Source organism: Rufibacter psychrotolerans, from assembly GCF_016924645.1.
Lineage (GTDB): Bacteria > Bacteroidota > Bacteroidia > Cytophagales > Hymenobacteraceae > Nibribacter > Nibribacter psychrotolerans.
The window spans coordinates 1-21,170 of the sequence record NZ_JAFFJV010000013.1; the positions used below are offsets into that span (position 1 = coordinate 1).

21 protein-coding genes are annotated in these 21,170 nt (G+C 50.4%); 11 read left to right on the plus strand and 10 right to left on the minus strand.

The window, feature by feature from the left end:
• Window positions 1–307: 307 nt before the first annotated feature.
• The 3 genes from JT718_RS13060 to lepA all read right to left on the minus strand — a co-directional run bounded on the left by JT718_RS13060 (window position 308) and on the right by lepA (window position 4,115).
• A complete protein-coding gene (locus JT718_RS13060; protein ID WP_205503154.1) occupies window positions 308–1,189 on the minus strand; it encodes a bifunctional 5,10-methylenetetrahydrofolate dehydrogenase/5,10-methenyltetrahydrofolate cyclohydrolase in 882 nt (293 codons plus the stop codon).
• Window positions 1,190–1,413: 224 nt separating this feature from the next.
• Window positions 1,414–2,145 carry a DUF4184 family protein gene (locus JT718_RS13065; RefSeq protein WP_205503155.1) on the minus strand — a complete coding sequence of 244 codons (732 nt, stop codon included), beginning with the start codon at window positions 2,143–2,145 and terminating at the stop codon, window positions 1,414–1,416.
• Window positions 2,146–2,327: 182 nt separating this feature from the next.
• A complete protein-coding gene (gene lepA / locus JT718_RS13070) occupies window positions 2,328–4,115 on the minus strand; it encodes a translation elongation factor 4 (protein WP_205503156.1) in 1,788 nt (595 codons plus the stop codon).
• A 292-nt stretch (window positions 4,116–4,407) separates the two neighbouring features.
• On the opposite strand from lepA, the gene JT718_RS13075 reads away from it, so the two are divergent.
• The 10 genes from JT718_RS13075 to bla all read left to right on the plus strand — a co-directional run bounded on the left by JT718_RS13075 (window position 4,408) and on the right by bla (window position 10,528).
• Window positions 4,408–5,100 (plus strand): hypothetical protein, encoded by a 693-nt coding sequence (locus JT718_RS13075; RefSeq protein ID WP_205503157.1) that lies wholly within the window; start codon window positions 4,408–4,410, stop codon window positions 5,098–5,100.
• A gap of 23 nt (window positions 5,101–5,123) precedes the next feature.
• Window positions 5,124–5,312, plus strand: a complete 189-nt coding sequence (locus JT718_RS13080) for a hypothetical protein (RefSeq protein WP_205503158.1) — start codon at window positions 5,124–5,126, stop codon at window positions 5,310–5,312.
• A 204-nt stretch (window positions 5,313–5,516) separates the two neighbouring features.
• On the plus strand, window positions 5,517–6,053 hold the full coding sequence (locus tag JT718_RS13085; RefSeq protein ID WP_205503159.1) for a hypothetical protein: 537 nt from the start codon (window positions 5,517–5,519) through the stop codon (window positions 6,051–6,053).
• Between the two features lie 173 nt (window positions 6,054–6,226).
• A complete protein-coding gene (locus JT718_RS13090; RefSeq protein WP_205503160.1) occupies window positions 6,227–6,607 on the plus strand; it encodes a hypothetical protein in 381 nt (126 codons plus the stop codon).
• A gap of 212 nt (window positions 6,608–6,819) precedes the next feature.
• The gene (locus tag JT718_RS13095; protein WP_205503161.1) at window positions 6,820–7,185 is read left to right on the plus strand and encodes a hypothetical protein; all 366 of its coding nucleotides are present in this window, start codon (window positions 6,820–6,822) and stop codon (window positions 7,183–7,185) included.
• Window positions 7,186–7,271: 86 nt separating this feature from the next.
• Window positions 7,272–7,700, plus strand: coding sequence for a PH domain-containing protein (locus tag JT718_RS13100; RefSeq protein WP_205503162.1), 429 nt, complete (start codon window positions 7,272–7,274; stop codon window positions 7,698–7,700).
• A gap of 146 nt (window positions 7,701–7,846) precedes the next feature.
• The gene (locus JT718_RS13105; RefSeq protein ID WP_205503163.1) at window positions 7,847–8,332 is read left to right on the plus strand and encodes a YybH family protein; all 486 of its coding nucleotides are present in this window, start codon (window positions 7,847–7,849) and stop codon (window positions 8,330–8,332) included.
• A gap of 144 nt (window positions 8,333–8,476) precedes the next feature.
• The gene (locus JT718_RS13110) at window positions 8,477–8,797 is read left to right on the plus strand and encodes a hypothetical protein (protein WP_205503164.1); all 321 of its coding nucleotides are present in this window, start codon (window positions 8,477–8,479) and stop codon (window positions 8,795–8,797) included.
• A 216-nt stretch (window positions 8,798–9,013) separates the two neighbouring features.
• Window positions 9,014–9,469 (plus strand): nuclear transport factor 2 family protein, encoded by a 456-nt coding sequence (locus JT718_RS13115; protein ID WP_205503165.1) that lies wholly within the window; start codon window positions 9,014–9,016, stop codon window positions 9,467–9,469.
• Window positions 9,470–9,865: 396 nt separating this feature from the next.
• Window positions 9,866–10,528, plus strand: coding sequence for a subclass B1 metallo-beta-lactamase (bla, locus tag JT718_RS13120; RefSeq protein WP_317195512.1), 663 nt, complete (start codon window positions 9,866–9,868; stop codon window positions 10,526–10,528).
• Window positions 10,529–10,775: 247 nt separating this feature from the next.
• Here bla and JT718_RS13125 read toward each other — a convergent pair whose 3' ends face one another.
• The 5 genes from JT718_RS13125 to JT718_RS13145 all read right to left on the minus strand — a co-directional run bounded on the left by JT718_RS13125 (window position 10,776) and on the right by JT718_RS13145 (window position 18,314).
• Entirely contained in the window at window positions 10,776–12,209 is a 1,434-nt protein-coding gene (locus JT718_RS13125; RefSeq protein ID WP_205503167.1) for a TolC family protein, read from the minus strand.
• Window positions 12,199–15,405, minus strand: coding sequence for an efflux RND transporter permease subunit (locus tag JT718_RS13130; RefSeq protein ID WP_205503168.1), 3,207 nt, complete (start codon window positions 15,403–15,405; stop codon window positions 12,199–12,201). Before JT718_RS13130 ends, JT718_RS13125 begins: the two co-directional genes overlap by 11 nt.
• Window positions 15,406–15,430: 25 nt before the next feature.
• Window positions 15,431–16,513 (minus strand): efflux RND transporter periplasmic adaptor subunit, encoded by a 1,083-nt coding sequence (locus JT718_RS13135; protein WP_205503169.1) that lies wholly within the window; start codon window positions 16,511–16,513, stop codon window positions 15,431–15,433.
• 301 nt (window positions 16,514–16,814) lie between these two features.
• Window positions 16,815–17,237 (minus strand): hypothetical protein, encoded by a 423-nt coding sequence (locus JT718_RS13140; RefSeq protein ID WP_205503170.1) that lies wholly within the window; start codon window positions 17,235–17,237, stop codon window positions 16,815–16,817.
• Window positions 17,238–17,396: 159 nt separating this feature from the next.
• Window positions 17,397–18,314 carry a DUF808 domain-containing protein gene (locus JT718_RS13145; RefSeq protein ID WP_205503171.1) on the minus strand — a complete coding sequence of 306 codons (918 nt, stop codon included), beginning with the start codon at window positions 18,312–18,314 and terminating at the stop codon, window positions 17,397–17,399.
• A 424-nt stretch (window positions 18,315–18,738) separates the two neighbouring features.
• Between JT718_RS13145 and JT718_RS13150 the strand changes: the two genes are divergently transcribed.
• Complete coding sequence (locus tag JT718_RS13150; protein ID WP_205503172.1) at window positions 18,739–19,311, plus strand: DUF1003 domain-containing protein; 573 nt, start codon at window positions 18,739–18,741, stop codon at window positions 19,309–19,311.
• An 84-nt stretch (window positions 19,312–19,395) separates the two neighbouring features.
• On the opposite strand, the gene JT718_RS13155 is transcribed toward JT718_RS13150, so the two are convergent.
• A complete protein-coding gene (locus tag JT718_RS13155) occupies window positions 19,396–20,208 on the minus strand; it encodes an SMP-30/gluconolactonase/LRE family protein (RefSeq protein ID WP_205503173.1) in 813 nt (270 codons plus the stop codon).
• Window positions 20,209–20,502: 294 nt separating this feature from the next.
• On the minus strand, window positions 20,503–21,132 hold the full coding sequence (locus tag JT718_RS13160; RefSeq protein ID WP_205503174.1) for a trimeric intracellular cation channel family protein: 630 nt from the start codon (window positions 21,130–21,132) through the stop codon (window positions 20,503–20,505).
• Between the last annotated feature and the right edge of the window lie 38 nt (window positions 21,133–21,170).

Sequence of the window (21,170 nt, forward strand, 5' to 3'; positions counted from 1 at the left end):
GCTTGGGCGTGTATTTACTTCGGTCCATAACCATACCCGCACGCCCCGTAATAAAACCCGCGCCATAGAAGTCCGGCAATGCCCGGTTTCGCGGCGGGGCCGCGAGGGTAGTCGGGAGACTACCCGTTATCTGGAGGCACGAGTCTGGAGCGTTCGCGCCAGTCAAAAAAGTGCTCTTTTTTAAGTAGATAAAGTCAGAATCAGGAAAATTAACCTTCCTTGATTTTCTGGTGTTTTTTAAAAATCAGCCAATAAACAGAAACGCCTCCCCTGTTCAAGGGAGGCGTTTCTGTTTATTGGGGTGCCCTTAGGCGTGTACTTCTTTTTTGGCGGCGCGCAGGGTGTTTTTGAGCAGCATGGCAATGGTGAGGGGGCCAACGCCGCCGGGCACCGGGGTGATGTAGCTGCACTTGGGGGCTACCTTGTCAAAGTCCACGTCGCCGCGCAGGCGCCAGCCCCGCTCGCGGGTAGCATCGGTGACGCGGGTGGTGCCCACGTCAATCACTACGGCGCCTTCCTTCACCATGTCCTCGGTGATCAGGCCTGGTTTCCCAACCGCTACAATCAGGATATCGGCCTGGCGGGTGTGGTGGGCCAGGTCTACGGTGTTGCGGTGGCAGATGGTGACGGTGGCCTCGCCGGGGATGGTACATTTGCTCATCAGGATGCTGATGGGGGTGCCCACAATGTTGCTGCGGCCCACCACCACACAGTGCTTGCCCTTGGTTTCAATGTTGTAGCGCTCCAGCAGCTGCATGATGCCGTACGGGGTGGCAGGCAGATAGGCTGGCAAACCGGCCACCATGCGGCCCACGTTCACCGGGTGGAACCCGTCTACGTCTTTCTTGTAATCCAGCACTTCCAGCACTTTGTTGGGGTTGATGTGCTTGGGCAGCGGCAACTGCACAATCAGTCCGTCTATGGCTTCATCCTCGTTAATCTCCCTGATCTTGTCCAGCAGCGCCTCCTCGGTGATGTCGTTCTCATAGTGCAGCAACGTTGATTCAAAACCCACCCGCTCACAGGCCAGCACTTTGTTGTTCACGTACGTCATGGAGCCGCCGTCATTGCCCACCAGAATGGCCGCCAGGTGAGGCGCCCTTCCGCCCTTTTGTTTGATCTCGGCTACTTCGGCCGCAATTTCTGCTTGAATGGTTTCAGAGGTTTTCTTTCCGTCTAAAAGGATCATGGGTAACTAGAAATGAAGAGATGATACGAAAGCCAAAAGTACAAGCCATTGGGCAAAGTGCCTTATCTTTTTTTGCAAGAGTTTGGCTTAGGCCCAGCTGCCTGTTTACCGGAGGTTTGGGGTCTCCCCTTCTGCGCAAAAGAACAGCTACCCTGTTTTGGAGCCTTTTTCCTGAAAACGCGCCTGAAACGCGGGAGATCACCGGGGCAAACTTCGGCGGCACTTTACCGCTTGAACCAGCGCACCGCCGAGGAGGCCACCACAATGCCCAACAGCCCGGCAGCGATGGCAGTCATGATCAGGTCGTCCATGATCATTTCCCGCTCACGCAGGGCAAACCGCAGCACAAAGGTGGGCAGGCCGATGAGCGCTACCAGGCCCCAGTACCGGTAGAACGCCGGGGCGTGCCAGGTGGCGGTACCGTCTGGCAGATACAGGGCTTCAATGACCAGCAGGAGCCCCAGCAACAGGCTGCTCACGTACTGCAGCAAATGGTACCCGGGCACCGGCGTGCCGAAGATCTGGTACTGGGCGGCCAGGAAGTTGAGGTTTTGGGCCGTCCAGCCGTAGTGGTGCGTGAAGTCATCGCAGAGCAGGTGCGTGACCACGCCCAGGAAGCCCGAGAAAATTACCATGCGCCAGTTCTGCCGGAAGAATGCCGGCCAGTCAAAGCTTTTGTAGCGGGAGAATTTCCTTTGCCAGAAAGGCGGCAGATGGTCTATGAACGGATTCCTGAGCCAGCAATGGTACAAAAAGGCCATGGCCACCAGCACCGGCAGGTCAAACAGGAAGATGCCCCGGAGCGTGTGGCTGATGTCGGTTTCGGCCCGCATTCTGAAAAAGAACTCAAAATCAGGGGCCATGCTGCCCAACGCCAGCGCGGTGAGGGAGACTTTCTGGCCCGAGACCGATTTGAACGGCAGAATGACCGCGGGGTGCGAAAAGGTGAACGGCATAGGGTACGGCAAAGGTGAAACGTAGTCTTCTCCCCGGGGCTGGGGAAGGAGGTTTTTCAACCCCATGCAATGATACGCAAAACCGGCTTCTGCTTCCAGCCCGGGCCAGCAGGGTGTGCCCCTGGTGGGGCCGGCCCCAGGGGAAACAAAAAAGCCCGGGGCCAAGGCACCGGGCTTTCTGCTTAGTCTAGTTTTAGAACGGCTAAGAAGGCTTCCTGCGGAATCTCCACGTTGCCTACCTGGCGCATGCGTTTCTTTCCTTTCTTCTGCTTTTCCAGGAGCTTGCGTTTACGGGAAATATCCCCGCCGTAGCACTTGGCCAACACGTTTTTGCGCAGGGCTTTCACGGTCTCGCGGGCAATGATCTTCTGCCCGATGGCGGCCTGAATGGCAATCTCAAACATCTGGCGCGGCAGCAACTCGCGTAGCTTTTCGCAGAGGCGCTTGCCCCAGTCGTAGGCTTTGTCGCGGTGCACAATCGCACTCAACGCGTCTACCTTTTCGCCGTTGAGCATGATGTCCAGCTTGACCATGTGCGACTCGCGGAACCCAATGAGTTCGTAGTCCAAAGAGGCGTACCCGCGGCTGATGGTCTTGAGTTTGTCAAAGAAATCGAACACAATCTCGGCCAGGGGCATCTCAAAAATCAGCTCCACGCGGTCTGAGGTGAGGAAGTTCTGGGCTTTGAGAATGCCCCGCTTGTCCATGCAGAGCGAGATGATGGGGCCAATGTACTCGGCCTTGGAAATGATCTGCGCCTTGATGAAGGGCTCCTCAATGTGGTCAATGTAGTTGGGCTCCGGCATCTCAGACGGGGCGCTCACGGCAATCTCCTCGTCGCGGGTGGTGAAGGCCTTGAACTGCACGCTGGGCACGGTGGTGATCACGGTCATGTCAAACTCGCGCTCTAGACGCTCCTGCACAATCTCCATGTGCAGCATGCCCAGGAACCCGCAGCGGAAACCAAAGCCCAGGGCGGCCGATGTTTCGGGCTCCCACACCAGCGAGGCATCATTCAGCTGCAGTTTCTCCATGGAAGACCGCAGTTCTTCGTACTCGGTGGTTTCTACCGGGTAGATACCGGCAAATACCATGGGTTTCACTTCCTCAAAGCCCTGAATGCGGATGGTGTCTGGGTTGGCGGCGTGGGTGATGGTATCGCCCACCTTTACTTCTTTGGCGTTCTTGATGCCCGAGATAAGGTAGCCCACGTTGCCGGCACCCATCACCTCTTTGGGCTCCTGGTTCAGTTTGAGTACGCCAATTTCATCGGCCTCGTACTGGCGGCCGGTGGCAATGAACTTTACTTTATCGCCCTTGCGGATGGTGCCGTTCATGATACGAAAGTACACCTCAATGCCACGGTACGAGTTGAACACCGAGTCAAAGATCAGGGCCTGCAGGGGCGCGTCTGGGTCGCCTTTGGGGGCCGGAATGCGGTCACAGATGGCGTTGAGGATGTTCTCAATGCCAATGCCCGCCTTGCCCGAGGCATGGATAATGTCTTCTTTCTCACAGCCAATGAGGTCAATGATCTGGTCGCTCACTTCCTCGGGCATGGAGTGCGGCAGGTCAATCTTGTTGAGCACCGGGATAATCTCCAGGTCGTTGCCTATGGCCAGGTACAGGTTAGAGATGGTCTGGGCCTCAATGCCCTGGCTGGAGTCTACAATCAGCAAGGCACCCTCACAGGCGGCAATGGACCTGGACACCTCATAGCTAAAGTCTACGTGGCCGGGGGTGTCAATGAGGTTGAGCACGTAGTCCTCGCCCTTATAATGATAGTTCATCTGGATGGCGTGGCTCTTGATGGTGATGCCCCGCTCCCGCTCCAGATCCATGTTATCTAACAGCTGGTTCTGCATTTCCCTCTCGGCGACGGTCTGGGTAAACTCCAGCAGACGGTCGGCCAGGGTACTCTTGCCGTGGTCAATGTGCGCAATGATGCAAAAATTGCGGATGTTCTTCATAGAAAACGATTACAAAGAGCAAAGATACAAAGAAATGCGCGGCGGTGGAATGGGTTTGCCGCCGGGAAAGCTACTTTTTCTGGGGAGGACGGGCGTTTTTGGGCCGGTTTTGGGAAAAGTGGCAGAAAGCAGAAAGATATTGTATCTTATAATGAATATATTGTATATTCGATAGCGCAGTGCCGGTTATCCGCCCAACGACAGCCGGATAAATGGATGTTTCCTCCGCACACAGGGCAGATAAGCGGAAAAGGCACGGTTTACACAATAGTTAGGCAACAATATAAATATTATGAAAATCTTAAAAATAGGTATAGCATTTTTGTTGACAATTGGGGTTGTAAAACAACTTCCTGAGACGCTATCTTCTCTCATTCGTCTTTTTTATGATTTTAATCCGTGGCACTTCTCACAAGTATTAGCTGCGCTTTTACTAATAGCTGTTATAGTTTATTTATTTAAAGGCAGCTTAAAGGATTTAAGTTTACAAGAAATAGCTACAACAAATAAAAACAATTTAGTAACCCATAATGAATTTACAGCATTAAACAGTATTGAGTCTTTTAAAATAGATTCCTCTAAAATATCTGAAGCTACTTTAAACCCAATAAGAACAGAAAGATTAACTACGACTGAAGTAATAAGTTTATTTTCATTCATCACAGTTATATCAATATTGTCATCTTGCCTTATATTAGGTCTAATATTCTATGGCTCAAAACCATTTAATTTAATCTCCGAAACAACAATTGATTCTCTTAAGGAGAATAATAGAGGAACAGTAATTCTAGCAATTTTTTTTTATTGTATCAACCAAGCCATTGTAGAATTAGTTTTAGACAAATCAGGGATCAAAGCAAGGCATGAACAGTTAATAGCTAAATTCCATGAACTTTTATTAATCAAAAGAATATTGATACTGGCACCTTTTGTCACATTTTACATTCTGTTATTAAATATGTTTGTGCAATCCTTGGATTTATAACCTAACTTTTAATTTGATAAAGAATGACTCTCTACGAATTTTTACAAAAAACTGGAGTAGATGTAAAAAATACAGATTCGCGTTTAGGAAACCTATTGGACAGTGAATTGGCACACCAGAATAAACAAATTGATTTTGAACAAGAGGTAAATCAAGTTACCGATAATGATTTATATGAAATAGGAAGAATAATTATATTAGAACAAAAATAAAGGAAGAACTTACTTTAAAGAAGACATTTTAGAAATAATGAAAAATTTAATTAAAAAGCACAGCTCAAACTAGTAAAAATATCGTCACCTAACAATGTATAAAAATCATGCTACGGCCGACGGCCTTGCACGTTTTTTATACTAACCGTTATAGCTAATTTTAAATATAGACAATCAGGTTTCAAGGAATATAAAACCATCTTTATGAAAAGACTTTTTGTAGTATTACTTTGCTTTTGTTGTTTATCAGCAAATGCTCAGAATTATTTATTGTCAACCACTGACTATAAGAACGATCCTCAAAAATTCTTTGATAATTTTATTTCAATAGCAAGAGAAGGGGTTTTAACGACTGCTTCTAAAATAAAACAAGTCTATGGTGACACAGTTGATATTGAGAAAATAAACGACAAGAATTATGAGATGTTTGTTTATTCGTATAAATTAAAAAGTAAATTTCCTCTTGTAAGGGCTATAATGAAAGAGAATAACGGTACTGTTTATATTACAAAAATGCGTATACCTCCAGGAGTTGACTTAAATAAATTTTTTATAGATAATGGTTTTATCTATGTTAGTGAAAAAACAGATAAAGATTTTAAAGAAACTATTTTTGACGCAAAAGGAAGTAATAACCCGCTGGTAGCATTATTATACTTTGATTTTATGTACCAGATATTAGATTTTAAACATCAAGGTAAATACATTCAAACTAGCTTCTATGTTGAAAACAAACATTAAACATTATCCTAGTAAGTAAACACCCAAATTAACCTTTAAAAAAGGGTCATTCATAATAAAACTCATTTCAAATTTATTTTTTAAAAAAATAGCTATGTTTAACTTATTCAACAGAAAACAAAGAAGTAGATCCAGTTTTTAAAACCTACAGTGATGTCACTATAAATCAAAGAATGTCTTTAATTAATTTCTTACTTGCTATTGCAGTTTGTGATAATAAACTTGGTGATGCAGATAAAGAAATGGCATGTCTCAACACCTATGTTAAAGCCTTAGATGTTCGAAGTGATAGATGTACAAGTTATCTTGAATCAAAAGGCCCTTTGCAAATGTTTGAAGACTTAAACGCATTAAGCAAAACCCAGAAAGATTTTTTATTTATTGCTGCTTGGGAAATGATAAATTGTGATGGAAAACCTAATGGTTTAGAATTAAGCTTTACAACTAACGTATTTAAAGAACTTGGTTTAAATGAGAATGATCTTGTCACCAATCTTGAAAAGTCAAAAGCAATGATGAGCCTGTTTGTAGGCAACAATAATAATATAACTTAGTATAAATTAAGCTAAAAGCAAAAAAGTTCAATGATATTAAGTTTATTTTTAATTTATATTTAATAAAATAAATAAAAATTACCTATTAACAAATATTTATAAGATAAATTGAAATAAAGAAAAAAAACTAGCTCTAACATTGCATAAACAACATACTTCGGCCGGCGGCCTAGCACGTTGTTTACACGAGGCCGTTGTCAGAAACAAAAATCATGAAAAAGAAAACAACTGTACTAGTTTCAGCATTCCTTGTCATATCCGTCTGCTATTTGTACAGTAATTTATTTACAAAGAATATGGTTGCAGGAATGTATGTGACCAACAACAAAGAAACGGCTTTCCACGGGCAAGTTTTGCCCGACAGTTTGACCTTGTTTGCAGACAACAGCATCATAAGTAATGTTTATGGAACTGGAACATACAATATTGAACATACTGTAACAGGAACCAAAATCAGTATGAACTATACAAAAGATTCTGTAAGTACTGTAGTATACCCTACCGACCTATACCGAAGCTATTTTAGTGAGCCGAGAATAGCCCGCTTTTCTGAATTCTACTATCAAAAGGTAAAATAACTTTTGCCAACTTTACCTAATCGTCAGCCTTCAGCAGGCGGCCTTCTTCGTCGTTTATTACGAGGGCGTTAACAAAAATATAGCGAATGAAACTCCATAGGTCAAGAAGGGACTGGGCATTAGGACTGTTCATCTGGATACCGATCTTAGGAGCTATTATCTTCTCAATATATACAAGGGAACATGCAGCAAGCATTATAACCAGTATTGTTGGATTGCTTGTCGGTAAAATCTGGTTGGGGACGAGGTATGTGATTGATGGTGACAAGTTATGCGTCCGCGCGGGTCTCTTTACCTATACGCCCATTCACATTGCAGACATTAAAGGGTTAAAGAGCACAAGCACCATGCTGGCAGCTCCTGCCTGCTCACGCCACAGAATACTGATCACCTATGGGAAGTACGATGAAATAGTCATTTCCCCCAAGAATAGAGAAGCGTTCCTGGAAGAGCTAAAAAGAATGAACCCCTCTATACAGTTGAGTGAAGAACACGCGGGTGAACCACGCCTATAGGGGAACTACGCCACCCCACAAGCCTCCAACCCAACAGCTTCGCCAGGCGAAGTGCCCGTAGCCCCTGCCGCCACTACCCTTCTCACCTGCACCCTGTTAGCCGATAATTGCCAGACCATGTTTCTAAAAATTCGTAAACCAGTACTATGAAGAAGCTTTTTACCTTGGTGTTCCTGCTGGGTATGGCCTCTACGCTGAAGGCCCAGCAGCTGCCTGCCAGAGACAGCCTGCTTCTTCATGGCATGATAGCCGACTGGAACAGAGCCTGGGAAGTAAAAGATCATGCCCTTGCCGCCAGGTGGTACAGCCGGGACGCGCATTTCACCAATGCCTTTGGCGACAAGCGCCTTGGGCAAGCGCAGATAGAGGCGCTTCTCCAGGAAGTTTTTGCCCTGCCCTTTGTGATGGCGGGTAAAAGCGAGACAACTGAACACAGGTACCAGGTGCTGAGCAGTACGCAGGTCATTGTCCATACCGCGGTCACCCGGAAGGGACAGCAACTACCCGATGGTTCTGTGTTACCTGACCGCAGAACCACCCATTTACGGGTGTTCCAGAAAGAGAAAGAAGGCTGGCGAATAAAGGCCCACCTGATTTCTGATGCCCGGGACAAACAAACTGCAAAACATTAAACTACCGCTGTCCCAGGGTTGGTAAATAAACGGCGGAACCACTACCTTTCAAAAGCTACACGGCAGGCCGACCGCAAGAGATAAACCGGGCCAGAATACTCCAGAACAACTCTCCTCCTTATTCCCCTGGTGCCAAGGTATAACATGATTAAAGGACTCTTCTTTTCTGCCCTTGCTTTAGTAGGGTTCCCGGGGCTGGTTTTGGGATACGATCTCTACAACAGCGAATACAGCGCAGCGGCCATTGCCGGCAAACAGAACGTGCAGAACCTCCTCCAAGTAGAACCCGGCATGGACTCGCTGACCGTTTCAGGGCTGATGGGGAACCCGGCGGAAAAGTACACGCACCAGGGGCACACCTTTTACCACTATCCTGCTCCGCCCGGCGCTTCGTTCCAGTGCCAGGTGGTGTTTGACCAAAAAGGCAAAGTGATCTATACCTCAGGAGTGCCAGAAGATAACTAATAGCATAAGGTTCAATAGACCCCGCTGCACAAAACCTAGTGCTGCGTTTTTTACGCTCTTTCCGGAAAAGAACCCCAAAACAGAAGCCTCGTTACCGCTTTAGCCAATTAAACGAAAGACCCGAACACCAAAAGGTGCACCCGCTCCCCTCCCCGCCTGGCGGCCCCGCCCCCTGTTTCTACCAGACATTACCACCCATTCTTTAAAACCGGCAGCATGAAAGTACTTGGTATACTGGTTCTGATTTGTTGGCAAAGCCTGGCCGCCTCCGCGCAACATCAAAAAGACGTGGAGACGCTAAAGCAACTGGAGCGCGCCTGGCTGGAAGCCGAATTCAGGGCCGACACGGCCACCATTGCCAGGTTGATGGACGACGCGTTTATTGCGGTTAATCCAGATAGGATAGCCACCAAACGGGAAGAGCTGGAAGGAATCCACAGAAACATCACCAACAGGATCAAAGAGGGCAACTTGGTGGAGTCGTTTGAGTTGGCTGATTTTCAGGTCAGGTTGTATGATCGCATTGCCATTGTCACGTTTCTCTGCGTGAGCAAAGGCACCAAGAAAGGCGTAAGCTTCCACAACCGCAGAACGCGTATGTACGATGTCTGGCAGAAAAAACATGGTACCTGGAAAGCGCTTTCTTCGCAGGTAACCCCCATTACGCGTTGAGTCCATTGGCAGCCCCACCCGGTCATCTCCTTACGGCAATACCGTTGCGCCCCAGGTTTGGGCTGGTACGCTTATCGTGATGTCACAGAATCAGGTTTCCCGGGAGCAACAGCTTGGCTGTAAACTGGTGATGGCGTATACCTGAGGTGTGGCCCTGCTTTGGTACCTTTGCCTCCCTATGCGCCATGTAGCCTGCGGTAACAGAATGCAGCGAGCAGACAATTCTTGACTTCTTTCCCTCCTATACCAATTCCTAACCAAGCACACGTGACCAGAAAAACGCTTCTACTCTTTCTTCTAGCGGTCCCACTTGCCGCCGCCTGCCGTACCAGCTTGCCGTCCTCCGGGCACGCCCCTATTGCCCAGACTAAGCCTGCCCTCCCCAAGCATGAAGTAGTGTATGCGTCAGAAAGACTTACCGTGGTGAAGATTGCAGAACATACCTATATGCACACCTCCTTCTTGAGCACCCAAAGCTTTGGGAAGGTGGCGTGTAACGGCATGTTGGTGGTGCAGGCAGGTACAGGTATTATTTTTGACACCCCCACAGATCCCGAAAGCTCAAATGAATTGCTGGCCTTAGCTGCTGAAAAGCTACAAATCAAGGTAAAAGCCGTTGTTGCCACGCACTTCCATGAAGATTGTGTAGGTGGACTCCAAGCCTTTCTTGACGCACAAATTCCCTCTTACGCCAGCAGGGCAACGGTTGAATTGCTCATGCAACAGGGAGAAAAAAGCAATATGCCGCAAACAAGCTTTGAGGGCAGGCTCACCTTACCCTTGGGCAAAGAAAAGGTTGAGGCCCGGTTCCTGGGAGAAGGCCATACCACAGACAACATTATTGGGTACTTCCCCAAAGACCGGGTTTTGTTCGGGGGCTGCTTAATCAAGGAAATAGGGGCCAACAAGGGCAATCTGGCAGATGCCAACGTACAGGCCTGGCCTGAGACTGTCTCAAAGGTGAAACAACACTATCCAAAGGCCAGGGTGGTCATTCCCGGCCACGGCCAACCCGGCGGCACCGAACTGCTGGACTATACCATTCAGCTCTTCCGGTAGCATCCGGTAGCAACTTTGATTATGCGCTGCATTAGCTACAGCTTTGGTGCAAGCGGCTGCTTGGCTCCGTTTCAGGGCTTCTTTTGGCAGAACAGGCTGAAAACGGAAATGTAAGCAGCTATGGCCATAAGCGAGCGCTGGCATGTCAGCAAGCCAATACCTTAGACATGAAAAGGCCCTTTTACAAGGTTGTAAAAGGGCCTTTTCAAACGCAGCTGTTTCACTGAGGCTGCCCCGTCATCCCGCTTTATTGCCGCCAGCCGCCACCCAATGCCCGGTACATGTTCACCCAGGCGGTGAGTTGCTGCATTTTGGTTTCAATCAGTTCAAATCTGGATTCCAAAGCATCGCGTTGGGTCATGAGTACTTCCATGTAATCTGCCCGGGCCGAGGTGAACAGCTGATTGGAGATGTCAATAGACTGGGTCAGCGCCTCCACTTCCCTGGCTTTCAAACCATAGCTTTTCTCCAGGTTGCTGATCTTGGACACCTGATTGGCCACCTCCATGTAGGCGTTCAGAATGGTGCGCTCATAGTTGTACACGGCCTGAATCTGCCGGGCATTGGCACTGTAGTACACCGCTTTGATCGCGTTTTTATTCACGAGCGGGGCGGCTATATCCCCGGCAAGTGAATACAGGATGGATTCAGGCTTGAGCAGAAAGCTGGGGTTGAAGGCCCGGTAGCCTACTCCTGCGGAAATGCCCAGGGAAGGATAGAACCTAGCACGGGCTACCTGTACATCTAGTTTAGACGCTGCCAGTTCCAACTCAGCCTGTCTGATGTCTGGCCGGTTGGCGAGTAACTGCGCCGGAACCCCGGCATTCACAACCTTAGGCGTTAAGCTGGCAAAATCCTGGGTATTCCGTTGCACCGGCTGCGGGAACCGACCCACTAGAAAATTGATGCGGTTCTCGGTCTCAGTGATCTTCTGCTGAATCTCGTACTGCAGGCTTTGGGTGTTCAATACCTGCGCCTGAAATCTGCGGACTGGCAACTCGGTCACCCGGGCGGCTTCTTTCTGCAGCTTCACGATCTTCAGGACATTGCTCTGGATTTCGATGTTCTGCTTCACAATGGCCAGTTGGTTGTCCAGGGCCAGCAGTTCATAGTAAGCCTCTGCAATCTCGGAAACCAGGTTCGTCTGCATGAAGTTCTTGCCTTCCACCGAGGACAGGTACCGGTTTACAGCCGCTTTTTTGGCGTTGCGCAGCTTATGCCAGACATCCACCTCCCAGGTTGCAAAGGCGCCCACCAGGTAATCCTGCAACGGCTCTGGCATCTCTCTCCCTGGTTCAATGTCGGTGGTGGCTTCCAGCGCCCCGATGTTGGTGAAACGGCCCACTTTGTCTACGCCCGCGCCGGCTCTCAGACCCACTGAGGGTAGGTACTCCCCTTTTCTGGCCCTTACCTCGTTTCTGGCGATCTCAATTTCCTGTAAGGTGATGTTCAGCTCCTGGTTGTTGTGCAGGGCCGTGTCAATGAGGGCCGCCAAGTAAGGATCGGTGAAGAAGTCCTTCCACTTGGCTTGCGCGGTGTTGGTAGTATCCTGCGAGTTGTTGAAACTCGCAGGTACTGTTCTGTTTTCTGATTTCTGCACCAGCGTGGGTACGCTGCAGGCGGTATAGGTGAGGGCAACCAGTGTTGCCCCAACCCAATTCCTTATTTTCTTAGTGAGCATTGATTTCAGTTTCTATTGGTTGGGGAAATCTGTCAATGGCGTGAACATAGTCCTCCGTTAAAGTGCTTTCCTCTTCGTCTTTGATCAGGTGACGACCATCGGACATTTTAGCGAAGATGTAGTACAGCCCAGGCACGATAATCACCCCGAAAATGGTACCGAACAGCATCCCGCCCATGGCCGAGGCACCGATGGTCCGGTTCCCGATGGCCCCGGCGCCGGTGGCAATCACCAACGGAATAAGACCGGCGATGAAAGCGAACGAAGTCATCAAAATAGGCCGGAAACGCACTTTGGCTCCTTCAATGGCGGCCTCCAGAATTGAGTAGCCCTGCTGTCGCTTGAGCACGGCAAACTCCACAATCAACACCGCGTTTTTACCTAAGAGCCCCACCAGCATGATGAGCCCGATCTGCGCGTAGATGTTGTTTTCCAGCCCCATCATCTGCAGCACCATGAACGACCCAAACACCCCTACCGGCAGCGAGAACACCACCGCCAGCGGAATGATAAAGCTCTCATACTGCGCAGCCAGCACGAAGTAAACGAAGGCCACCACAATCGCGAAGACGTAGATAGACTCGTTCCCCCGGATAGACTCATCATAAGACAGACCTTCCCAGGCAATGTCATAGCCTTTGGGTAAGGTCTTGGCCGCTACCTCCTGGATGGCGTGGATGGCATCGGCGGTGGTATAACCCTTGGCCGGTTGTCCCTGGATGGAGGCCGAGTTATACATGTTGAAGCGGGTGATCTCATTGGGTCCCTGCGACTTTTTCAGCTTCATGAACGCCGAGTACGGCACCATTTCGCCTGCCTCGTTCTTCACATACAGGTTCAACAGGTCAGATGGGAGCCTTCTGAATTTAGGGTCAGACTGCACGTACACTTTGAAGAACTGGTTGAACTTGGTGAAGCCCTGTTCATAAGTAGAACCAATCAGGATGTTCAGGTTATCCATGGCTTTGCCAATAGACACACCCTTTTGCATGGCCTTGTTGTTGTCAATCTCCAGTTCGTACTGCGGATAATTGGCCGCGAAGAAGGTGAACAAGCCCGTGAGCTCTGGCCGCTTGCGCAGGTTATCCATGAACTCCTGGTTGATCTTGTCAAACTCGTGGTAATCGGTATCGGAGTTTTTGTCCAACAAACGCATGGAGAAACCGCCGGAAGATCCGAAGCCTGGAATTGCGGGTGGCTCGAAGAACTCAATCACCGCGCCCAGTCCTTTGGATTTCTCCTCCAGCTCTTCCATGATCTCTTTCACGGTGTGCTTGCGGTCTGACCAGTCTTTCAAGTTGATCAAACAGGTACCTGCATTGGAGCCCCGGCCTTCGGTCATGATCTCGTAACCAGCCAAAGAAGACACAGACTCTACCCCGTCAATCTCTTCGCAGACTTTCTGCAGCTTCTGAGACACCTGGTTTGTTTTCTCCAGGGTTGATCCCGGCGGCGTCTGGATGATGGCGTAAATAGTGCTTTGGTCTTCGTTAGGTATGAAACCCGATGGCACCATCTGGTTCTCGATGAAGATACCGGCGCAGAAGGCCAGCAACACCCCAAACGTCAGCCATCTTCTGCTCACGATGGACTTCAGCAAGCCCACGTATTTCCCGGTCATTTTATCAAAACCACGGTTAAAACTGTCCAGGGCTCTGGTAAAGACGTTGCTCTTCTTGGCGTGGCCATGGTGGTTTTTCAACAGCATGGCGCACAGCACCGGCGTAAGCGTCAAGGCAATGAGCGCCGAGATCACAATGGAACTGGCCATGGTGATAGAGAACTGACGGTAGAACGTACCCACCGGACCGGTCATAAAGGAGATAGGCAGGAACACAGACACCATTACCGCCGTGATGGCGATGATAGCGCCGCTGATCTCACCAAGCACTTTTTTCACCGCACTGAACGGCGATAGATGAGGCTCTTCCTCCATCTTGGCGTGGACGGCTTCCACTACCACAATGGCATCATCTACCACAATACCAATGGCCAATACCAAAGCAAAGAGCGTCACCAGGTTAATGGAAAGCCCGAAGAACTGAATCACGAAGAACGCCCCAATCAAGGATACCGGCACCGCCAGAATAGGAATCAAAGTAGAGCGCCAGTCGCCCAGGAAGATGAACACCACAATGGCCACCAGGATAAACGCGTCGCGCAGGGTATGCACCACCTGCTCAATAGAGGCATCCAGGAATTTGGAAACGTCATAGCTGATTTTGTAATCCATTCCGGGCGGGAAGTACGGGCGCATTTCCTCCAGCTGGGCTTTCACATCGGCAATTACCTCGCTGGCGTTGCTGCCGTAGTTCTGCTTCAATACAATCGCCGCGGAGGGGTGACCGTCCAGGTTGGAGTAGATATCGAAGAACTCACTGCCTAGCTCCACTTTGGCAATATCCCTCAGGAGGATGCTCTCGCCCTGTGAGTTGGCCCGGATGATGACGTTTTCATACTCCTCTGGTTTGTTATACCGGCCTTTGTAGGTCAGCACATATTCCAGGGACTGCGCGGCTATACCGGAGCTTTGCCCAATCCGGCCCGGCCGGCCGATGATGCTTTGCTCACCCAGGGCTTTCATTACTTCCTCCACGGAGATGTTGTAGGCCCGCATGCGGTCTGGGTTGAGCCAAACGCGCATGGCGTACCGGCGGCTACCCAGGATCTGGGCCCTGGCCACCCCTTTGATCCGCTGGATCTCGGGGATCATCTTCACGGTGGCGTAGTTGAACAGGAACTTCTCGTCCATGCTCTCATTCTTGGAGTAGAGGTTGACGTACATCAACATACTAGGCTGCACCGGGGTAATCACCACCCCTTCGCGCTGAACTAGTTCAGGCAAGAGCGGCATTACCTGGTCTACCCTGGTTTTCACCCGCACCACCGCATCATTGGGGTCGGTGCCGGGTTCAAAGATGATCCTCAGGGTGGCCTCACCGGCGCTGGTGGCATCCGTGGCGATGTAGCGCATGCCTTCCACCCCGTTTATGGCCTGTTCTAAGGAAATCAGGGTGGATTTGACCAGCACATCGGCGCTGGAGCCGGGGTAAGCGATAAAGATATTGACAGTGGTAGGCGCGATGTCCGGGAACTGGGAAATAGGAAGTTTCCGGATGGCCAAACCACCCACAAAAACGATCATGACCGATATTACAATCGCGAATACGGGTCTGCGTATGAACTTGCTAAACATGTCTTCTGGTTTTTAGGATACCTCACTATTCCGCATACAAATTCAGCTGAGACAGGACAGTTTTAGGCTCCACGTATTTTGAGTGTATTTTTTCGTTTTCGCGCACTAAACGCAACCCTTCCAGCAGGATCTTGTCATGCTCTGACAAACCTTTCTGCACCACATAAATGTGCGGCAATTCGGCGGCCACGGAAATTTCCCTTGACTTGATCTTGTTGTCATTGTCCAGCACGTAGACATACTTTTTGTCCAGGACCTCAAAGGTGGCTTTCTGCGGAATAAGGAGCGCGTTGCGCATGGGCACTTCCATCAGGATGTTGCCTGTTTCGCCGTGGCGCAGGAGTCCTTTAGGGTTGGGGAAGGTAGCCCTGAACGCGATGTTACCGGTCTCGTTGTTGAAGTCAGCCTCAATGGTTTGCACCACACCAGCGTAGTCAAACACCTGGCGGTTGGCCATTTCAAGCTTCACCTGGGTCTGGTTCTCGCTGTGCTGGCTCGTTTTATAATCCAGGTATTCGGCCTCGGGCACGTTGAAATACACCCACATCTGGCTGTTGTCTGACAGCGTGGTGAGCAGATCGCCTTCGTCCACCAGGCTACCCAGCCGCACCTGGAAATGGTCCATGATGCCGTCAAAGGGAGCTCTGATCTGCGTGAACCCCAGATGCACCTGGGCTAAGGAAACCTCGGCTTTGGCCTTGTTCAGTTTGGCTTTCGCCATGGCCAGTTCACCGGGCGCCACCACGTTGTTGGAGGCCAGCTTTTTGGTGTTCTGGTACTCAATCTCCGCAAAACTGGCTTCGGCCTGGGCTTTCTGCAGCTCGGCCTGGTACATTACCGGCATTATCTGGAACATGAGCTGTCCCTTTTTCACCAGTTGCCCTTCGTCCACAAAGATTTTCTGCAGGTAGCCTTTTTCCAGGGCCCTTACCTCAATGTGGCTGATGGAGCGGATCTGGCTCACATATTCCTTGGTGATCAGGGTGTCTTTTGCCAGAGGACTGGTGACCAAAAAGCTAGTCTCCTCTTCCTTTTCTTCTTTTTCTGAATGACAGGCGGTTTGGCACAGGAGTGCACACAAGCCCATGAGCATGAAAATTCTCTTCATACTGGTTATGAGTTATTAAAAATGATAGTTGAAATGATTTTGAGAAGTACCGCAGGTACACAGGTGCCTGGCCCAACCTTATGCAGCCAGAGCACGGAACAACTTAGAATAGTTTAAGAAAGCGCGGGCGTAGGGGATGCCGCAAACGCTGATGGAATGGCAAACTTTGGAGAGACAAAATTTGACTTACCCTCAAGGAGTAATTTTTTGGGAAATTTATTTCTGCCCCAAGAATAAAGGAGGATGATGGGCAGCAAAAGAGAAATAGGCTTAGGAGAAGTGCCTATGAAAGAGGTGTTAATCAAATGCGCAAAACCCGGAAGAGAAGATACCATCTCCGGAAATAGAAAGAAGCAACCTGCTTACATACCCGCAGGATTCGCTGCAGATTGCCTAACAGAAAAGCGAGGGCAAAGCCATAATAAATGGCCGGCAGAAAATCACCAACCAATAACTCTTTAACGTCTTCAGACTCCTCTTCTTCTACCTGGTTTTCTGTGCTAGCAATCTTATCATGTACTTTGGCACCTTTGGTAGGAGTAGCGCTGAGGAGAAAGCCAGGATTAATTTGGGAAAGGCCTGCACGGGCAAAAGCAACTGCCTGGTTGTCTTTGGCGGGAATATAGAAAGAAGCCTTCTGTTGCGCCTGGGCAGCCAACTGCTGAAACCCACCTAAGAAAAAGGTGGTCAGCGATAAAAGAAATATGAAGAAGGCCCTTAACATCCTGCGGCAAAGCTACGCCAGGCGATTAGTATTGGCAAATGGTGTACGCTAATTATTTCCCGGCACCAGTATAAGGTAAGTACAAAAACAAAAAAGCAGGAACTGGGAAAAACTCCCCTGCTCCTGCTTTATGGTATACAACGAATAGCCCGATAGCGGTTACGAACGCTTGAGTACGCCTTTCACCAGCCGCACCAGCTTTTCAATCACAAAACCCAGCACAATCCCGAAGATGGCGCTCACCACCACCTTGGCCACCCAGGCCAGGATAGGGATTCCCGCCAGGGCGTGTTCCAGGTCTTCCATGTAATGGTGCAGGAACGGGATGCCGTGGATCACAATCTCCGCGCCTACCCACAGCATGGCGGCCGTGCCCACGTAGCCCAACACCTTCAGGAAGGTGGGCATGAACTTGACAATGCCCCGGCCCAACTGCTGGGTAGAGGCATTGTTCTTCTTGGCCAGGTGCATCCCAAAATCATCGGCCTTTACAATCAGGCCCACAAAGCCGTACACTGCAAAGGTGATGAAAATGGCCACGGCCAGCATCACGGCTATCTGGTTGAGCAGGGGCTGGTCGGCCACGGTAGAATAGGTGATGGCCACAATCTCACCCGACAAGATAAAGTCGGTGCGCACAGCGCTGGTCACGCGTTCTTTCTCCAGTTCCTCGGGGGTGATCACTTTCACGTCGCCCGGGCCGTGCGTCTCCTCGGCGTGCGGCACAAACATGGAGTGTACCTTCTCATAGCCTTCAAAACAGAGGAAGGCCCCACCCAGCATGAGAATGGGCGTGATGGCCCACGGGGCGAAGAACCCCAGCAGCAGGGCGGCCGGCGCCAGCAAGATCACCTTGTTGATAAAGGACTTTTTGGCGATCTGCCAGATGATGGACAGTTCCCGCGAGGGGTCCAGCCCCATCACGTACTTGGGCGTTACGGCGGTGTCATCAATCACAATCCCAGACACCTTGCTGGTGGTTTTGGCTACCTGGGTGGGCACATCATCTAAACTGGCCGCACTGACTTTCACCAGCGCCGCCACATCATCTAAAAGAGCGAGAAGACCTGAGGGCATTATCTATTGTAAAGGTTAATGGAAAATACGTATATCCTTGGTTTTGTTGCCGGGTACCCGGGGTACCCCTGTTGCCATGCTGTAATAGCCTGTCCTTCCCCGCTGCCTCCCTCCTGCCGGGCCGCTTACCAACCGCATGAAGGCACAATCTAGCGTTAAAAAACAAACCCACCATAGCCCCGGCATAGTATTTTTTCAACACTCCTCCCAAGTGGTCTACCCCATTTGGGGTTGCAGACAACCTGCCGTCCTGCGGATGTACCCAGTCCAGCCCACCTAGGCCCCTGGCTTTTGTAGCGCCGGAGGGTGCTCCCCGGCTCATCGTCTCTAAAAAACCTGGTGAATTGCTGTTTTAGGGCTATTTTTTAGGTTTCGCGCCTATCCGGCTTTCCTGTGGTGCGTATAAGCCTCAGATTATACCGCTATGGAACAGAATGCTGAGAGAACACCGGTAGGCGCCGCCTCCAAAGGCCAGGGAATGGCACAGGTAGTAGAGCGTAACATCAAGGCGCTGCTGGAAAGGCGACGGGTAGAAGAGCAGCACCGCACTACCTCTGAGCGCCTCTCAGACGCCATTACCCGCTTTACCGGGAGCATGCTGTTTGTGGTGCTGCACTTACTCCTGTTCGGGACCTGGATTATCTGGAACCTGGGCTGGCTGGGGCTACCGCCCTTTGACGAGTCGTTTGTGGTGCTGGCCATGTTCGCCTCAGTAGAGGCCATTTTTCTTTCCACCTTCGTGCTCATCAGCCAGAACCGCATGAACATTCAGGCCGACAAGCGCGCGGACCTGGATTTGCAGGTGAGCCTGCTGTCTGAACACGAGATCACGCGCCTGGTGACCCTGGTGGCCGCCATCGCCAAGAAGATGGACATTGCCGAAGCCCACGATCCCGAGTTTGACGAGCTCATGAAGAACGTGCACCCCGAGAAGGTCATGGACACCATGGAACACCACCAGGAAAAACTGGAGCAGCAGAAAAAGAACCAAGACTAGGGAGCAATGTCCTGTTTAGGGCCTGTTTTCTGAAAAGCAGGCCCTAAACGGGAATTGCCAAAAGGATTCCACTGGTAACAATGCCTACCGGATTTCTATCTTTCTTATTCTGTAATTGGTGGCATCGGCCACGTAGATTGAGGTATTGTCAGAAGAGACTGCAATACCCTGCGGCCAATAAAACTCTGCCTCAGGGCCTTTTCCGTCTTTGTACCCTATTCTGCCGGTACCGGCCACCAGCGTCACTTGTTGGTCTGGGCTTACCCGCTTCACCGAACTCTCATTAAGAATGGTGGCGTAAAGATTTCCCGCAGCGTCAAGCGCCATGTTGGTAATGGGCTTTGTTTCGGGCAGGTAAGCATAGTCGGTGACCTTGCCAGTGGACGGGTTTACCTTGTAGATGTGGTTATGGGAAGCAACCAGGAGATTGCCGGCCTGGTCCATCACCAGACAGCTGGGTTCCAGAATGTTGAGGTAACTTCTACCCGGCTCTTCCAGGGGTCCGGTTCCGGGCACGGTGCTCACCAGACCTGCCGGTGATATCTTCCTGACTTTGTGGTTTCTCCTGTCTGTCACATACACGTTGCCCTGGGCATCACAGATGATGCCGCCCAGGCCGTTGAACCGGGCCTCTCTTCCAAGCCCGTCTCTGTCACCTGTTTCCCCTCCTGCAAAGATGATGCTGGTGCCGTCTGGTGCTACCTTGTAAATCTCTGAGCCCCAGTTCACGATAAATATGTTGCCCGCAGGATCAATGGCCAGGTTTCCTCCATTGTCGGTTTTAAATCCTTTTACAGGCAAGGTAGTCACTGCTCCCGCAGGGCTTATTTTCCTGATAGAATTTGTGCCAGAGTCCATCACCATAAGGTTTCCGGCCGCGTCAAAGGCAATTCCCATGGGGTAGGCAAAAGAACATTCAGGCAATGACCCGTCCACGGACCCATACACCCCATTCCCCGCAAAAGTAGTAACCTCGTATTCTGGCGCTTTTACCGGTTGTACATGGTCTGATTGGTCTGCGCAGGAGAATACTAATAATGCAGAGAAAAGCAGTAAGTTTTTCAAAAAGGCCATAGAAAGGTAAAATGTGCTAACCTGGCTGAGGTACCAGCCCTCAAAAATAATGACTGAGGGGAAATGTACCTGAGATTGGAGGTACCAACCTGAAGCATTCTTTTTAGAAACTACCGCTTAACTCAAGTTTGGGAAGGCCCACTTTAACTTCACGGCCAGGAGCCGGATCAAGATAATGATGCCCACGGCCACGGTCATGGGCACTTCATCCGGCACGGGGGCCAGGCGCATGAGCAGATAGGCCACGCCCCCGGCCAGGCAGGCGGTGGCGTAGATCTCGCGCCGGAAGATCAGCGGAATGTCGTTGCAGAGAATGTCGCGCACCACACCGCCAAACACCGCGGTCACCACGCCCATGACCAGGGCAATCAGGGGCGACACCCCAAACCTCAGCGCTTTCTCCAGGCCCAGAATGGTGAACATGGCAATGCCCAGGGTGTCAAACAGGAACATGGTGCGGCGGTACTTTTCCACCTGTTGCCTGAACAGCAGCGTCACCATCACCGAGACAAACACGGTGATCAAGAGCCGCTCCTCCTCCACCCAGACCGGCCGTACATCCAGCAGCACATCGCGCAGGGTTCCGCCGCCCAGGGCTGTCACAAACGCAATCACGGAGGCCCCAAACGGGTCCAGCTTTTTAGAGGCGGCAGTAAGCGTGCCGCTGATGGCGAACACAAACGTGCCCACTATGTCAATGACGGGGATGAGGGCAGAGACGGGCAACTCAGACGTGGGAACGGGCATAGGCAACAGTTTTGGGTTAAACTACGCAAAAGCGGCTG

Excerpts from the sequence above, each read along its gene's own strand:
- JT718_RS13060 (WP_205503154.1), bottom strand. The coding sequence starts at position 1,189 with ATGATCCTTTTAGACGGAAAGAAAACCTCTGAAACCATTCAAGCAGAA.
- JT718_RS13065 (WP_205503155.1), bottom strand. The coding sequence starts at position 2,145 with ATGCCGTTCACCTTTTCGCACCCCGCGGTCATTCTGCCGTTCAAATCG.
- lepA (WP_205503156.1), bottom strand. The coding sequence starts at position 4,115 with ATGAAGAACATCCGCAATTTTTGCATCATTGCGCACATTGACCACGGC.
- JT718_RS13075 (WP_205503157.1), top strand. The coding sequence starts at position 4,408 with ATGAAAATCTTAAAAATAGGTATAGCATTTTTGTTGACAATTGGGGTT.
- JT718_RS13080 (WP_205503158.1), top strand. The coding sequence starts at position 5,124 with ATGACTCTCTACGAATTTTTACAAAAAACTGGAGTAGATGTAAAAAAT.
- JT718_RS13085 (WP_205503159.1), top strand. The coding sequence starts at position 5,517 with ATGAAAAGACTTTTTGTAGTATTACTTTGCTTTTGTTGTTTATCAGCA.
- JT718_RS13090 (WP_205503160.1), top strand. The coding sequence starts at position 6,227 with ATGTCTTTAATTAATTTCTTACTTGCTATTGCAGTTTGTGATAATAAA.
- JT718_RS13095 (WP_205503161.1), top strand. The coding sequence starts at position 6,820 with ATGAAAAAGAAAACAACTGTACTAGTTTCAGCATTCCTTGTCATATCC.
- JT718_RS13100 (WP_205503162.1), top strand. The coding sequence starts at position 7,272 with ATGAAACTCCATAGGTCAAGAAGGGACTGGGCATTAGGACTGTTCATC.
- JT718_RS13105 (WP_205503163.1), top strand. The coding sequence starts at position 7,847 with ATGAAGAAGCTTTTTACCTTGGTGTTCCTGCTGGGTATGGCCTCTACG.
- JT718_RS13110 (WP_205503164.1), top strand. The coding sequence starts at position 8,477 with ATGATTAAAGGACTCTTCTTTTCTGCCCTTGCTTTAGTAGGGTTCCCG.
- JT718_RS13115 (WP_205503165.1), top strand. The coding sequence starts at position 9,014 with ATGAAAGTACTTGGTATACTGGTTCTGATTTGTTGGCAAAGCCTGGCC.
- JT718_RS13125 (WP_205503167.1), bottom strand. The coding sequence starts at position 12,209 with ATGCTCACTAAGAAAATAAGGAATTGGGTTGGGGCAACACTGGTTGCC.
- JT718_RS13130 (WP_205503168.1), bottom strand. The coding sequence starts at position 15,405 with ATGTTTAGCAAGTTCATACGCAGACCCGTATTCGCGATTGTAATATCG.
- JT718_RS13135 (WP_205503169.1), bottom strand. The coding sequence starts at position 16,513 with ATGAAGAGAATTTTCATGCTCATGGGCTTGTGTGCACTCCTGTGCCAA.
- JT718_RS13140 (WP_205503170.1), bottom strand. The coding sequence starts at position 17,237 with ATGTTAAGGGCCTTCTTCATATTTCTTTTATCGCTGACCACCTTTTTC.
- JT718_RS13145 (WP_205503171.1), bottom strand. The coding sequence starts at position 18,314 with ATGCCCTCAGGTCTTCTCGCTCTTTTAGATGATGTGGCGGCGCTGGTG.
- JT718_RS13150 (WP_205503172.1), top strand. The coding sequence starts at position 18,739 with ATGGAACAGAATGCTGAGAGAACACCGGTAGGCGCCGCCTCCAAAGGC.
- JT718_RS13155 (WP_205503173.1), bottom strand. The coding sequence starts at position 20,208 with ATGGGAATTGCCTTTGACGCGGCCGGAAACCTTATGGTGATGGACTCT.
- JT718_RS13160 (WP_205503174.1), bottom strand. The coding sequence starts at position 21,132 with ATGCCCGTTCCCACGTCTGAGTTGCCCGTCTCTGCCCTCATCCCCGTC.